Origin of the sequence: Oceanobacillus aidingensis, assembly GCF_042654105.1 — a bacterium.
Lineage (GTDB): Bacteria > Bacillota > Bacilli > Bacillales > Amphibacillaceae > Oceanobacillus > Oceanobacillus oncorhynchi.
Map to the genome: position 1 here is coordinate 1 of NZ_JBHSFT010000010.1, position 14,307 is coordinate 14,307.

Here is a 14,307-nt window from a genome sequence, read left to right on the forward strand (position 1 = left end):
CTTTCAGAAGTCAACTTCTGACTTATTTTTTAAGAAAAACGAGGTTGTCTTTCTTCTTTCGTACTGGTTGTTTTGTTCAGTTTTCAAAGAGCAATTTGTTTGTCGTCCCTAAAAACAGCGACCAAATAAATATACCATGTTTCAAAATCATTGTCAACAACTTTTTAAACGGAAGTTGTTGAGTGGGCCTGAGTGGACTCGAACCACCGACCTCACGCTTATCAGGCGTGCGCTCTAACCAGCTGAGCTACAGGCCCATAATTCTATGGAGCGGGTGAAGGGAATCGAACCCTCATCATCAGCTTGGAAGGCTGAGGTTTTACCACTAAACTACACCCGCTTGTCAAAATTAAAAGCTTCTGGTCGGGAAGACAGGATTCGAACCTGCGACCCCTTGGTCCCAAACCAAGTGCTCTACCAAGCTGAGCTACTTCCCGATGGCGCGCCTGAGAGGAGTCGAACCCCTAACCTCTTGATCCGTAGTCAAACGCTCTATCCAATTGAGCTACAGGCGCTTTATAAGCGAACTTTTATATAGTAACACATCTTTTAAATCGATGCAATTACTTTTTTAAATATATTTTTCAATCAATCTCTCAACCGCTCGTGCAATCAATCGACTTTTAATACTATAGCACGTCCTTTTCATTGTTGCAAGAAAAAATCATCCAAAAATTATAATCAAACTATTCTTTTAAATAGAAGCTCTTGTTCTCTCATCATTATAGATAACTTCTGTTCCCCATCGCAGTGAAGTCACTTACCCTCCATTCATCAATTCAGCTATCTTCTATATATAGATAGTAATTTCTCCCCAAAGGAAGATTTGAAAATCTTTTATTTTTTAATACTAGTTTTTCAGAAAATGCCTTATTTGAGACCAAAAGCGCAGTAACTCGTCCCGTCAAGACCGTTGGGACTGCGATTACTCGCCCCATCAAGGTCGTTTCTATTTGAAATGGAGAGGACGATTACCGGCTGTAAAGTTTTCTGTTTAAAAACGGGGTATTCTTTTTCCTTAAACGAAGTGCCCTAAAGCCAGTTACACTGCGATAAAAAATCTATCCCATCAAATTCCTTTCTATAATAAGATAATTAAATCACTACTTGTTATTGAATAGTACTGAACAACATGCTATAGTTGGTTTTATCACGGAGCATTGTCCGTAAAACACTCGCTGAATGAAGGTTCGTTTTTATCAGCTTACCTATAAAGAAGGTGACTTTATTGAATGCACAATTTAAAAAAGGGGTTCTTGAACTTTGTGTACTAGTGCTCCTTGATAAGCAAGATTTCTATGGCTATGAATTGATTAAACGAATTACGAATAAAATTGAAATATCAGAAGGATCGGTTTATCCCGTATTACGCCGGATATTGAAACAGGGGTACTGTACAACCTATCTTAAAGAGTCTACAGAAGGACCAAGCAGAAAATATTATCATTTAACGGATGTAGGCAAAGGTTATCTCCTGGAGCTTAAAGAAGCATACGAGAATTTTACACGAGGCGTTGATTCGTTAATGAAGGAGGAAAGTAATGAATAAGTTAGACTTTTTAAAGGAACTCACGGTTTATTTACAAGACTTATCGTCACAAGAACAAGAAGAAATCATTCAAGACTTTGAAGAACATTTTGAAATGGGAAGAGCAGAAGGAAAAACGGATGAGGAAATAGTTCGCTCTCTGGGTTCTCCACAGCAGATTGCGAATGAACTACAATCCACGCAGCAATTTGAAAAAGTGCAAGTAAATCATAGTGAACAGAGTCACCTCCGGAGAACAGGCATCATCATAGGACTCTTTTTCTTCAATCTGATTATTGTCCTTGGTCCTTCTGTGGGTATTGCCGGAATTATTCTGGCTGCATGGGTAACTGCTTTTTCTTTTGTTGCCCAATTGCTGATAGCGGGCGTGCAATGGATTATCCACCCTGAATCATTTTATTTATTTGAATTATTTACTTCCATTACATTTGCCGGTTCTGGATTATTCATTTTTATAGCTGCAAATTATATTACAAATGCTTTTATCCGTCTATTTTCTAAATATATCGGGTTCAATGTCCGCCTGGCGAAAGGAGAAAGCCATTCATGATAAATGTAAAACGAATTATTATTTTAGCTGTTATCCTGCTTCTTATTGGAATTATCGGGATGGCTGCTACTTTTTCCTCTTACAAGGAATCTGCTTTCAATGAAGAATCAGAATCTATCCCTTTCGATGCTGATGAAATTACTGAGATTGAAGTCGATGCAGAAAATACACAAATCCGTCTCCAGCCGGCTCATGTCGAAGAGCCAATCGCTGAATATACGACAACGGGGAGAAAGAGTGAAACGCAAGAACTCAGCACCTCAGTTAATGGAGAAAAGCTAACGATTCAAATCAAAGAAACCTCCTTTCCCTTCTTTGATTTCGATTTTATGTTTCATTCAAATGCTGCATTAGATATTTTTGTTCCTGATGACATGATGGAGAAAATGGAAGTAAAAACAACGAATAGCAAAATAAATGCTGCTGATTTACAAATCGATGCGTTACAGCTTCATACAAGCAATGGAAAAATCGAAGGAGAGAACATAGAAACTTCCTTCCTCGATATACAATCATCTAATGGAAAGATAGAACTTCAAAATGTGCAGGGCGATACTAATTTAAACACCTCCAACGGGAAGATTACTTTAGAAAATATCGTTGGTGAGGTAACAGCAAATACGAATAACGGAAAAATCGAGCTTGCTTCTATACAAGGAAATACGAATGTGGAAACTACAAATGGAAAAGTAGAAGCGCAAGATATTTCCGGGGAAATGAAAGCCAAAACGAATAACGCAGCTATCCATATCGATACTGAAAGCTTCGATACTCCAATGGACCTGCAAACCAGTAATGGAAAAATCACGATTATTTCTGAACAGAAGCCTGAAAATGCCACCTTCGATTTACGGACGAATAACGGAAGAATTCGTGTATTCGATTCAAAGGATTGGGATGTCACGTACGGTGATGGAGAAACACTGATTAAAGCACGTACAAGTAATGGCGGAATCAACATTGAATAGAACTGCTCAGTTTAAATAAAAGCCCTCCTCTGCTAGGAAAGTCACATTTTCTAGAGCAGAGGAGGGCTTTTATTATACTTTTTATAAAACGAAATTTCACTCAGTGAGAGTTTTACGAACGGTTCTCCGCATAAACATTCTTCTCAAAGGCAGCTTATATATAGCAAAAACGATAACATAATGCCTGTCATAAAATACTTCTGCTTTACACATTACCAAGCATCGTTCTTAAACAAACACGAGCAAACAGCAGCATCAATTCCTCATTTTAGGATCCAGGACATCGCGCAAGCCATCCCCAACCAAGTTAAAACCAAGAACAACAAGCATAATAGAAACTCCTGGCATAATAAGCGTCCATGGGGCCAGCTGAATAAACTCTCTGGAACTGGCAAGCATTTGCCCCCATTCCGGTGTCGGAGGTTGGGCGCCGAGTCCGAGGAAACCAAGTGCTGCCGCTTCCAATATGGCAGTTCCAAATCCAAGCGTTGCCTGCACAATAATCGGCGTGATGCTATTCGGTAAAATATGATGAAAAATAATTCTGCCATTCTTCATTCCCTGTGCCTTAGCAGCCATAATGTACTCCTCTGCCCGTAAACTAATTACTCGGGAGCGCACAATCCTTCCGAATATAGGTATATTAATAATGGCAATCGCAATCAATGCATTTTGCAAAGAAGCACCAAGAATAGCAACAATGGCAATTGCAAGTAAAATACTTGGGAAGGCCAGCAGAATATCAAATATTCTGGAGATAATCATATCCACCCAGCGGCCGAAATAGCCGGCAATAATTCCAAGAAATGTCCCAAAAACCAGAGCACCTATTACTGCAAAAAAGCCAACCTGCAACGAAACCCTTGCTCCATATGCTATTCTGGTAAGTATATCTCTCCCCAAATCATCGGTCCCCATCCAATGCTCGCCAGAAGGAGGCAGCAGCCGGTTGGCCAGGTTTTGTTCATAATAAGAGTAGGAAGTAAGAAGCGGCGCAATAAGCGCAAGTATAAGAAAAAAGAGAATAATAATCATACCAGCCATGGCAAAACGATTTTTTCTCAAGCGCCTCCATGCATCTCTCCAAGGCGAGACAGTTTCTATCTGCTCCACATCCGGTCGGTCGTCTCTATTAACGGGGCTTGTTATTTGCTGTTCGATTTCTTCCGGCTTTCGTTCATCTAATTTCATCACAGCTTCCCCCCTAATAATTAATCCTTGGATCAATGATTTTATATAGAATATCTACAACAAGGTTAATGATGACGAAAATAAATGCAACAACTAAAATGCCAGATTGAATTACCGGGTAGTCTCGATAGCTTATTGCTTCAAATACATATCTCCCTATACCGGGCCAGCTGAAAATCGTTTCGGTTAAAATAGCTCCGCCTAATAAAACTCCTGTCTGTAAGCCAATAACCGTTAACACCGGTATCAATGCATTCTTTAATGCATGCTTGTATATGACAAGAAATTGTCCGGAGCCTTTTGCACGCACTGTACGAATATAATCCGACTTCATCACCTCCAGCATGCTCGACCTCGTCATTCTGGCAATAATCGCCATCGGAATGGTACCAAGCGCGATACTCGGCAGAATTAAATGCTTCAATATCGTCCCTGCTCTGGAAAAATCCAAATGAATGAAAGAATCAAGCACATATAAATAAGTTATAGGAGCAATCGGATCCCTGTTGTCCTGTCTGCCATAGGCCGGAAACCATCCAAGCTCCTGCGCAAAAATCCATTGTTCCATCAGCGCAAGCCAAAAAACAGGTATGGAAACGCCAATTAAAGCAAAAAGCATCGCAAGAAAATCAAACCAGGAATTCTGCTTCCAAGCGCTGATAATGCCTGCATTGACTCCTATAAAAATCGCAAAAAGCATGGCGAAAATAGTTAATTCAAACGTAGCAGCGATATACGGCCAGATTTCTGTAGATATTTCCGCATTGGAGCGCAGAGAAGTTCCCAAATCCCCCTGCAGCAGGTCTTTGACATATATTCCATATTGCGTCAGATAAGGTTCATTCAGTCCCATGCTTTCTTCCAAATTTGCGATGGCTGTTTGGTTAGCGGTTTCTCCGAGTATCACCTGAGCCGGGTTTCCTGGAATCAAATGAACAATGGAGAAGGTGATTAATGTCATTCCAATCAACACGGGAACCATCATTAATAATCGTCGGATAATATAGGAAACCATTATTTCACCTCTATTCTTCTTTATGTATGTGAAATGTAAACAGGAGACTCTCTCCAGAAAAATCTGGCCTCTTTTCCAATGAATCAGAAATACCATTATGATTGCTACCTGCTGATTGTAGGAAGAGGACAGAACGTTGACTGGCGAAAGAGTCTCCTTCATTTACTGCTAATTAATTTGCTAGCTCTACTTCTGCTAACGATTCACTTGTCGATGGATGCGGTACATAATTTTCTACAGCATTTGTTGTGGCAAGCACCGGTCTGGAATGCACTAAAGGAACCATTGGTGCGTCATCAGCAATAAGTTCCTGTGCCTGCTGGTAAAAGGACGCCCGTTCATCCTGGTCAATGGATAATTTCGCTTGATTTAAAAATTCATCCACTTCATCATTATCATAGAATTCCCGGTTGCTGCTTCCGACATTATCTCCATGCAATAAGCTGCTAAGGAAGTAATCCGGATCTCCATTTGTTCCTGACCAGCCCAGCATATACATTTGATGTTCGCCATTCATTGTTTTTTCCAAATATGGAGCCCACTCTTCTCTGACAATCGTAACGGTAATACCTACTTCCTCCAGGTTGTTCTGAATAATTTCCGAAACGGTCTCTGGATCAGGCATGTACGGTCTAGCTACAGGCATCGTCCATAATTCGATTTCCAATCCATCTGCATAACCGGCATCCTCCAACAGTTCCCTAGCCGTGTCCGGATCGTACTCAAAGCTCTCTACTTCATCGTTATATCCCATATAGCTAGGCGGTAGCGGAACGGACGCAGGAGTCGCATAGCCAGCATATAAAGCCTCCGCAATAGCCTCTTTATCGATGGCATGACTGACTGCATGTCTTAAATCTTTATTATCGAATGGCTCTTTTTGAACATTAAACCCTACATAGCCAATATTATTCTCAGCCCGCTCATAAAGCTCCAGCCCTTCATCTGCTTCCACGCCTGCTGCATCATCTGGATTCAATCCATCCATAATGTCGATTTCACCAGAACGCAGCGCAATCAAACGGGCAGCATTATCTGGAATGACTTCAAATACAACGCGATCGAGCTTCGGAAGTCCCTCTATACGATAATCATCAAATTTATCAAGTACAATGGAATCATCTTTTGCCCAGCTGACAAATTCAAATGGTCCTGTCCCAACAGGATTTTCGTTAATGGCTGGACCATATTCCTCCAGTGCCGCCGGGGAAGTAATCGGAAAATAAGTCATCGCCATATTCTGCAGGAAGAATCCCAGAGGCTGGCTTAACACAAATTCGATTTCATGATCATTTACTACATTGATCTCTTCAACAACATGATTCTCATCACCTAGAAACCCGCCAAACATCGTACCATACATGGAATAGACATAGCCGTCATCAGCAAAAGCATACTCATGATCAGGATCTGCCCAGCGTTCAAAGTTGACCTTGACTGCCTCGGCGTTAAACTCTGTTCCATCATGGAAGGTTACGCCCTCCTCTAAATAGAAAGTATAGCTTAACCCATCCTCAGAAACCTCCCAATCATGGGCTAGTCCAGGCAGAACCTCAAAGGACTCCTTATCAAATTCCAAAAGGCTTTCGTAAATTTGCTTGGTAATACGTGAGGATTCTCCATCCGTGGTGCTTGCCGGGTCAAGACTTTCTGAATCTCCGCCCCGGGCGAATATCAACACCTGATCTCCTTCCGCATCTCCAGTATCCGCTTCTGCTTCTTCTGCAACATCCGGATCACTGCCTTCTTCCGATTCTCCTCCATTTTGTCCGCCATCACCTGAACATGCTGCCAGTACCAAGAAAATGGCAAGCAGCCAGACAATAAAAATTGAGAACTTCAATTTCATTGCTTTTCCCCCTCATATTTTGTTAATTTATCATGAAGAATCGTCCGTAAAATCCCGCTTCAAAATAAAATGTAAAAAATAAATTTGTTCAGGCGGTAATTCACGGCCGCTAACTCCCTGGACCAATCCGCTCACAGCGATTTTCAATGGAACGAGTAATCGCTGTCCCATGCAGCAGAAGAAGAACCTCCGGCTGAATGAAATTTCTTTTTATAAGATTCATATTTTGTCATCCCGCTTATTTATATAAATGGCAGGCAACAAAATGATTATCTTCCACAGGCTGAAAAGCCGGTCTTACTTCTTTGCAGATATCCATTGCATGCGGACACCTTGTATGAAAAGCACACCCGGAAGGTGGATTGGCAGGACTGGGTACATCCCCTTTCAAAATAATCCTGTTCCTCGGCAAATCTGGATCAGGAAGCGGCACGGCAGAAAGCAGCGCCTGTGTATAAGGGTGTTTTGGATTATCATAGAGCTTGTTTTTCTCTGTAAGCTCAACCATTCTCCCTAAATACATCACACCGATGCGATCACTGATATGCTTGACCACACTTAAATCATGCGCAATAAAAATATAAGTCAAGTTAAATTCATCCCGCAGTTTTTCCATTAAATTAAGTATTTGTGATTGAATCGATACATCCAATGCGGAAACCGGCTCATCGCATATAACCAGTTTAGGATTGTTGGCAAGCGCCCTCGCGATGCCGATCCGCTGCCTTTGCCCTCCGCTGAATTGATGCGGATATCTTTTCGCATGATAAGGACTCAAGCCTACTACTTCTAAAAGTTCGCCTACTCTGTCCAGCCGCTGCTTTGCAGATGTCATTCCATGCACCAGCAATGGCTCACTAATTATTTTTTCTACCGTATGCCTCGGATTCAGAGAAGCGTAAGGGTCCTGAAATATAATTTGCATATCTTTTCGCAAACGGCGCATTTCGCTGTTCGTTAAGCTGGTTATATCCTGATCCTGAAATTTCACTTTGCCTTCTGTCGGTTCAATCAGGCGCAAAATGGACTTTCCTGTGGTGGATTTTCCACAGCCTGATTCTCCTACGATACCCAGGATTTCCCCTTCCATCACCGTAAAAGATACATCATCGACCGCCTTTACCTCGCCGACTTTTCTCCCTATAGGTCCACCTTTAATATCAAAATATTTCTTCAGACCATCAACTTCCAATATCGGCTTTTGCATGCTTTTTTACCTTCCCTTCTGTATCCTCATGTAAAAAGCATCTGCTCTGACGTTGATTACCCAAAGCATAAAGACCTGGATTCTCCTGAAAACAACGTTCAAAAGCAAATTCGCATCTTGGCGCAAAATGACATCCGACGCTGTTCATTTTTGGCTTCGGCACCACACCTGGAATGGAATATAATTGCTGTTCTCTTTCATGCATGTTAGGAAGTGACTTAATCAGTCCTTGCGTGTAGGGATGCTCGGGGTCTTTTAATATTTCTCTGGTTGTCCCTTCTTCAACTATTTGTCCGGCGTACATCACCACTACTCTGTCGCAGATTTCTGCAACAACGCCTAAATCGTGCGTAATCAGCAAAATAGCTGTATCTTCTTCCTTATTTAAATTTCGCATTAAATCTAAGATTTGCGCTTGAATCGTTACATCAAGCGCCGTGGTGGGCTCGTCTGCAATCAATAATTCCGGATCACAGGACATCGCCATCGCAATCATCACCCGCTGCCTCATCCCGCCGGATAACTGATGCGGGTACTCCCCTGCAACCTCGTCCGCTCTGGGTATGCCAACAAGCTGCAGCATATCGACCGCTTTTTTTCGTGCTTCTTTTTTTGTTATTTTTTGATGCAGCCGAATCGCTTCAATAAGCTGATTCCCTATTGTAAATAATGGGTTGAGAGATGTCATTGGTTCTTGGAAGATCATGGATATTTCATTTCCCCGCAGCTTTTTCATTCGTTTCTCGGAAGCTTTTACAAGATTTTCTCCTTTAAAATTCATTTCCCCGCTTACAATTTTTCCTGGCGGGCTGGGAATCAGCTTCATTACCGAAAGTGAAGTGACACTTTTTCCGCTGCCTGATTCTCCAACAATCCCGACGACCTCCCCCTTATGGACTTTAATACTTACGCCGTTGACAGCAGGTATTTCTCCGCTCTCCGTAAAAAAATGGGTATGCAGCTCTTTTAGTTCGAGGACGATTTCTGCCATTCGTGTTCCTCCCGTTCTCATTTATAAAGTAAAACGACATTTATTTAGCTCTCTATAAGGAATGAAAATTTGATAAATGAATTAATAAAAATTTGAAGTTGTTCAAACTCGTGGAATTATTTATACTTTTTGGAATATTGCTATCACTAATTATACTGAAAAAAGATGTTTTTGCAAGCGTTTTCAAAAAATAAAATTAATATCTTTATTTACACATTAGAAAACTTGGCTGTCACCACGCCTTTAGATGACAACCTTAGTTACACTTATGCAGTAGGAAAGTTTATACTTTTTTAACTGTCAAAAAAAGCTGTCAGCATTTTACACTAAACAGCTCGATGATCGCTTCTTCCATAGAAGAAAATAACCTCTATTCTTTTTCACTCAATCGATTGAAATTTTCGCTTACCTGTCTGCTTCCTGCATTCTTTGGACAACTGCTGCCCTGGCAGGCATCCCTTCCTGCGCACCGCGTTTTTCTACTGCCAATGATGCGGCTGCATTCGCAAACAGAATGGCTTTTTCAATATTCTTTTCTTTTGCATATTCCGTAACAAAAGCACCATTAAACGTATCTCCTGCTCCGGTCGTATCTTTCACCTCTGCTTTAAAGGAAGGAACTTTTTTCTCTTCTCCATCTGACAGGGTAAATACAACACCATGCTCTCCTCTTGTTTCAATGATTTTCCCTTTTATCAAGGAAGTATCTATCGACTGCTTCATTTCCGAGAGTTCCAAATTATTAGGTGTTAAAAATGCTGCCTTCTCTGCCACTGTCTCTGAAATATCAGCAAATGGCGCCGGATTAATAACTACAGGAATCTGATGCTCATACGCAAGGTTTACCGTAAATTCAATGGTTTCCATCGGTATTTCAAATTGCATTAAAATAATATCGCTGGACAGAATTATATCTTGTTTCTCTTGTATCAGATCAGGTGTGACATATTTATTGGCACCCGGGGCAACAATAATTCGATTATCCCCGTCCGAAACAATAATGGAGGCAACGCCGGTAGATTCATGAGGAACAGCAATAATTGCTTCGTTATCTGCACCTTCGTTTCGGAAACGTTCTTTTAAGCTTTTTCCAAAAGCATCCTCACCAACGGCTCCTACCATAACAACATCTGCTCCCAGTCTGGCTGCTGCAATCGCTTGGTTTGCTCCTTTGCCGCCGGGATAGGTTGTAAACGATTCACCAAGAACCGTTTCCCCCTGTTCAGGTACTTTATCTGTTGTTGTCACCATGTCCATATTGATGCTTCCAACAACACAGACTCTTGGACTTCTTTTCATCTCATTCACTCCTCGTATCAAAACTTCCTCGTTAGGGCGGATAAACGAAATGAAAGACTATCCGCTCACTCATTTTACCGTAGATTAACTGGTTATAAAAGCCGCGGGAAGGAAATGACACCCTATCTATCATGGTGAACCGATCGTAACCTCCGCCGAGCGAAGTTTGACTTTACAGGCTTTCCGGTTCTTTTGGTACTGCTTGTTTCGAACCGCCCTGCAATCGCAGGAAGTAAAATATTCCGGCAATAATTAGTACGCCGCCTATCATTTCCACCGAAGTAAGCACCTCATTCAAAAGAATAACAGCCAGTATGGAAGCACCGATTGGCTCTCCTAATGTACTCATTGAAACTGTTGTTGTATTAACATAGTTTAATAGCAGATTAAAAATAATATGTGCCCCGGTCGGAAAAATAGCAAGCATCAGGAAAACCATCCAATCATTCCCACTATAGCCAGTGAAAGCTATTCCGCCTATCAGATTAAACACGGCTACAGTAATCCCTGCCACCAAAAATACTAAAAAGCTGTACACCCAGTGATTGATAGATTTTACATTTCGTTGACCGATCATTAAATACAGCACTACAGAAACGACAGCAAGAAAAGATAAAATATTTCCTAGCAAGGCTCCGCTGCCGCCGCCAAAACTTCCGCCTCCGACAACAACCACGCCGGCAAATGCAATCCCCATTGCTGCCACGGTACGGATATCTATTTTTTCTTTAAAGAAAACCAGACCTCCAACCAAAGCAATTGCAGGCTGCAGTGCCAATATCAAGGTAGAGCTTGCCACCGTCGTATGATTTAATGATTCGAACCATAATCCAAAGTGACCCGCTAGAAAGATTCCGGCAAAGGAAATAGCTGCCCATTCTTTTCTTTTAATCTTTAAAAAGGATTTTCGGTATTTGTACACGATAGGAAGAATTAACAAACAAGCTAAAAACATCCGATACATTACCATAATGGTAGAAGGTGCATCCGATAATTTTACAAAGATTGCTGATAAGGATATGCAAATAATTGATACTACTAAAAGGATATTAATGGTTCCTTGTTTCAATGATTATCCCTCCTCTGAGAGTGATTTTTATTTTGTTAAGAAGAGATTCGAGTATTTCTATTTCGAAGCCGGCTCTTATATTTACAACAAAAATGAAACAATTACCGGATAATGCTAGCATGATGACATAGATATTTACTAACTACTCAACCACATAAAGTAATACATGTTTTTTTATTGACATACCTAATAAAATCAGGCGACGATTAAGTACATATCACCTGATTTTTTATAGTATTTCATATTAATAAAATTATTTAAAAACTTCGTGTTAGTATTTTCCTATACTTTATCTTATAAATAAATATTTTAAAACCTTTTTATAAAAAATTCAATAAAATTCAAAATAACGGTTAGGATTCTGCTAATATAAAGGATTCGTCTATCTGATTATTAGCCCCATCTCTCTCGGCTAAGTAGATGCATTTTTACTAATAGACAAACTGTGATAAATTCAAATAGAAAGCAATCAACATTAAAGGAGAAATTATGCCAAATTTAAAAGATCAAGTTGTATTAATAACCGGAGCAAATCGTGGACAAGGGAATGGAATCGCCCAACACTTCGCTTCACTTGGCGCAAAAGTTGCCCTTGGAGCCAGAAATTTGGAGGATGCAGAAGCCCTCTCCTTCGAAATGGGGCAAAGCCAGAGTCTTCCTGTCCAATTAGATGTAACAAAAGAAACAGATTGGGCAGCTGCCATTGAATCTGTTATTCAAGCCTATAATAAAATAGATGTACTGGTTAACAATGCAGGTATTTTCATTAAAAAACCTTTATTAGAGACGACTGCAGAGGATTTTCATCAGTTAATCCAAGTGAATCAGCTCGGTGTCTTTATGGGGATAAAGGCGGTCGCACCCTACATGGAGAAACAGCAAAAAGGATCCATTATTAATAATGTATCTATCTCTGCTTTTTCTCCAATCAATGATGCAGCGGCTTATGCAGCTTCCAAAGCAGCAGTGTCCAATCTTTCACAATCTGCTGCCATCGAATTAGGACCAAAAGGAATCAGAGTCAATTCGATTCATCCAGGTGTTATTCAAACAAACATGGTGAGTAACAGCAATCTAGAGGTAGATGAGGCCGAGGCTATTCCCTTAAAAAGACTCGGACAGTCTAACGATATCGCAAAGGTAGCTGCTTTTCTCGCTTCGGATGAGAGTGCTTATTGTAATGGTGCTGAAATTGTGGTAGATGGAGGGCTTACACTGGGAACCAATATTTAACCGTTGGCTTGCAAGGAGTAATTTAAAGGGTAATGATGTCGCTTCATTCCATATAAAAACAGAGAGACTTTTCAGCTCTCTCTGTTTTCTTCAAATTACTCTAAAATATTCTGTTTTCTATGTAAAACCTCCAACGTAATCCTGCTGCTGTTGGAGGTTCTTCTTAAAAAATATTATATTGTTTTTTCAACCTGGTTGAAGCAGCGGCCATAAATCCATTTATAACCTTCTTCATTCAAGTCTCTCGGATTCCCAATTGTTTGCGGATCTTTCATTGCTTCTTTCGCAAGACGGTCGGTCATATCTGGTGATACACCTTGTTCTTCTAGGCTGGGAACCTCTAAATCTTCTACCAATTGATAAACTTCATTCACAGCTGCTTTAGCTGCCTCTTCCTCCGTCAAATTAAATGTATTGATACCTAGCCCTTTAGCAATACGTGCAAATTTCGCTGGGTGACCTTTCCAATTATATTCCATAACAGGGCCCATCATCGCTGCGACAGCCTGACCATGCGCTACCGGAATGATTCCTCCAAGTGTTTGCGACATCGCATGTGCTGCCCCTGCTGATTCACTGCCATAGGATAACCCTGCTAACATCGCAGCTTGTGCCATCCCGTAGCGTGCTTCCAGATCATTTCCATCTGAATACGCTCGTCGAATATATTTACCGACGTATTCTATCGCAAGTAATGCTGCAGCATCTGTCACCGGCTGGGCATAATGCATGGTATAACACTCGATGGCATGTGCTAACGCGTCAATCCCAGTCATTGCTGTTACATGCGGTGGCATCGAAACATGCAGCTCTGGATCAATAATTGTTAAATAAGCAGCAATCAATGGTCCGCCTGTATTAAATTTAAATTCTCTTTCTTCATCTGTAATAACAGCCCATTGCGTTACTTCCGAGCCTGTTCCAGCTGTTGTTGGAATTGTTGTTAGCGGAGGTATGCGATTTTCTAACGGTTTTTTCCCATCCGCTGCTTCGTAATCCAGTACGCTTCCATCATGGGTCGCTTCTACACCGATTCCTTTAGCAGTATCCATTGAGCTGCCTCCGCCCACTGCTACAAGTCCATTACAGTCTTCCGATTTATATAAACTGGACCCTTCTGCAATCAAACGCACTGGAGGATTCGGCTCTACTTTGTTGAATAGAACAACTTCTATGCCGGCATTCTTCAAAGATGCTTCAATCGGCGCAGTCACACCTGCCTGATAAATCCCCGGGTCTGTTACTAATAAAGCTTTTGTAACTCCCAAGTTTTTTACCTCTTCCCCAACATGTTTTATCGCGCCGATTCCATGTTTTATCGCTGTTGGTAATTCAAATTGATGAAATTTATGCATATGCTCTACTTTCATATGAAGACTCATTGTA

At 41.0% G+C, this 14,307-nt stretch carries 12 protein-coding genes and 4 tRNA genes; 4 read left to right on the plus strand and 12 right to left on the minus strand.

The features are described from left to right. Positions 1–183 precede the first annotated feature (183 nt). The 4 genes from ACFO3P_RS06655 to ACFO3P_RS06670 all read right to left on the minus strand — a co-directional run bounded on the left by ACFO3P_RS06655 (position 184) and on the right by ACFO3P_RS06670 (position 515). Positions 184–257 (minus strand) — tRNA-Ile (locus ACFO3P_RS06655). A 9-nt stretch (positions 258–266) separates the two neighbouring features. Further along, a tRNA-Gly gene (locus ACFO3P_RS06660) sits at positions 267–340 on the minus strand. Positions 341–360: 20 nt separating this feature from the next. Next, positions 361–437: transfer RNA gene (locus tag ACFO3P_RS06665), tRNA-Pro, on the minus strand. 1 nt (position 438) lies between these two features. After that, positions 439–515 (minus strand) — tRNA-Arg (locus ACFO3P_RS06670). Between the two features lie 713 nt (positions 516–1,228). Here ACFO3P_RS06670 and ACFO3P_RS06675 point away from each other — a divergent pair. Genes ACFO3P_RS06675 through ACFO3P_RS06685 form a run of 3 tightly spaced genes read left to right on the plus strand, consistent with a single transcriptional unit; the run spans position 1,229 to position 3,067 of the window. Further along, entirely contained in the window at positions 1,229–1,549 is a 321-nt protein-coding gene (locus ACFO3P_RS06675; RefSeq protein ID WP_193065055.1) for a PadR family transcriptional regulator, read from the plus strand. Continuing rightward, positions 1,542–2,099 (plus strand): DUF1700 domain-containing protein, encoded by a 558-nt coding sequence (locus ACFO3P_RS06680; protein WP_042532505.1) that lies wholly within the window; start codon positions 1,542–1,544, stop codon positions 2,097–2,099. The genes ACFO3P_RS06675 and ACFO3P_RS06680 overlap by 8 nt, the downstream gene beginning before the upstream one ends. Continuing rightward, the gene (locus ACFO3P_RS06685; RefSeq protein ID WP_193065056.1) at positions 2,096–3,067 is read left to right on the plus strand and encodes a DUF4097 family beta strand repeat-containing protein; all 972 of its coding nucleotides are present in this window, start codon (positions 2,096–2,098) and stop codon (positions 3,065–3,067) included. The genes ACFO3P_RS06680 and ACFO3P_RS06685 overlap by 4 nt, the downstream gene beginning before the upstream one ends. 255 nt (positions 3,068–3,322) lie before the next feature. Here ACFO3P_RS06685 and nikC read toward each other — a convergent pair whose 3' ends face one another. The 7 genes from nikC to ACFO3P_RS06720 all read right to left on the minus strand — a co-directional run bounded on the left by nikC (position 3,323) and on the right by ACFO3P_RS06720 (position 11,688). Then, positions 3,323–4,258: a nickel transporter permease gene (nikC, locus tag ACFO3P_RS06690; protein ID WP_042532501.1), complete on the minus strand. Its 936-nt coding sequence runs from the start codon at positions 4,256–4,258 to the stop codon at positions 3,323–3,325. Positions 4,259–4,271: 13 nt separating this feature from the next. Then, positions 4,272–5,273, minus strand: coding sequence for an ABC transporter permease (locus tag ACFO3P_RS06695; protein WP_042532499.1), 1,002 nt, complete (start codon positions 5,271–5,273; stop codon positions 4,272–4,274). 172 nt (positions 5,274–5,445) lie between these two features. After that, positions 5,446–7,122, minus strand: coding sequence for an ABC transporter substrate-binding protein (locus ACFO3P_RS06700; RefSeq protein ID WP_193065057.1), 1,677 nt, complete (start codon positions 7,120–7,122; stop codon positions 5,446–5,448). A gap of 238 nt (positions 7,123–7,360) precedes the next feature. Continuing rightward, positions 7,361–8,329 (minus strand): ABC transporter ATP-binding protein, encoded by a 969-nt coding sequence (locus ACFO3P_RS06705; protein WP_193065058.1) that lies wholly within the window; start codon positions 8,327–8,329, stop codon positions 7,361–7,363. Next, positions 8,304–9,320: an ABC transporter ATP-binding protein gene (locus ACFO3P_RS06710; RefSeq protein ID WP_193065059.1), complete on the minus strand. Its 1,017-nt coding sequence runs from the start codon at positions 9,318–9,320 to the stop codon at positions 8,304–8,306. The genes ACFO3P_RS06705 and ACFO3P_RS06710 overlap by 26 nt, the downstream gene beginning before the upstream one ends. Before the next feature lie 405 nt (positions 9,321–9,725). Next, positions 9,726–10,619 carry a ribokinase gene (locus ACFO3P_RS06715; RefSeq protein ID WP_193065060.1) on the minus strand — a complete coding sequence of 298 codons (894 nt, stop codon included), beginning with the start codon at positions 10,617–10,619 and terminating at the stop codon, positions 9,726–9,728. A gap of 172 nt (positions 10,620–10,791) precedes the next feature. After that, a complete protein-coding gene (locus ACFO3P_RS06720) occupies positions 10,792–11,688 on the minus strand; it encodes a DMT family transporter (protein ID WP_042532489.1) in 897 nt (298 codons plus the stop codon). Between the two features lie 489 nt (positions 11,689–12,177). Between ACFO3P_RS06720 and ACFO3P_RS06725 the strand changes: the two genes are divergently transcribed. Beyond that, a complete protein-coding gene (locus ACFO3P_RS06725) occupies positions 12,178–12,921 on the plus strand; it encodes an SDR family NAD(P)-dependent oxidoreductase (RefSeq protein WP_193065061.1) in 744 nt (247 codons plus the stop codon). Between the two features lie 173 nt (positions 12,922–13,094). On the opposite strand, the gene ACFO3P_RS06730 is transcribed toward ACFO3P_RS06725, so the two are convergent. Beyond that, complete coding sequence (locus ACFO3P_RS06730; protein ID WP_042532486.1) at positions 13,095–14,303, minus strand: iron-containing alcohol dehydrogenase; 1,209 nt, start codon at positions 14,301–14,303, stop codon at positions 13,095–13,097. Between the last annotated feature and the right edge of the window lie 4 nt (positions 14,304–14,307).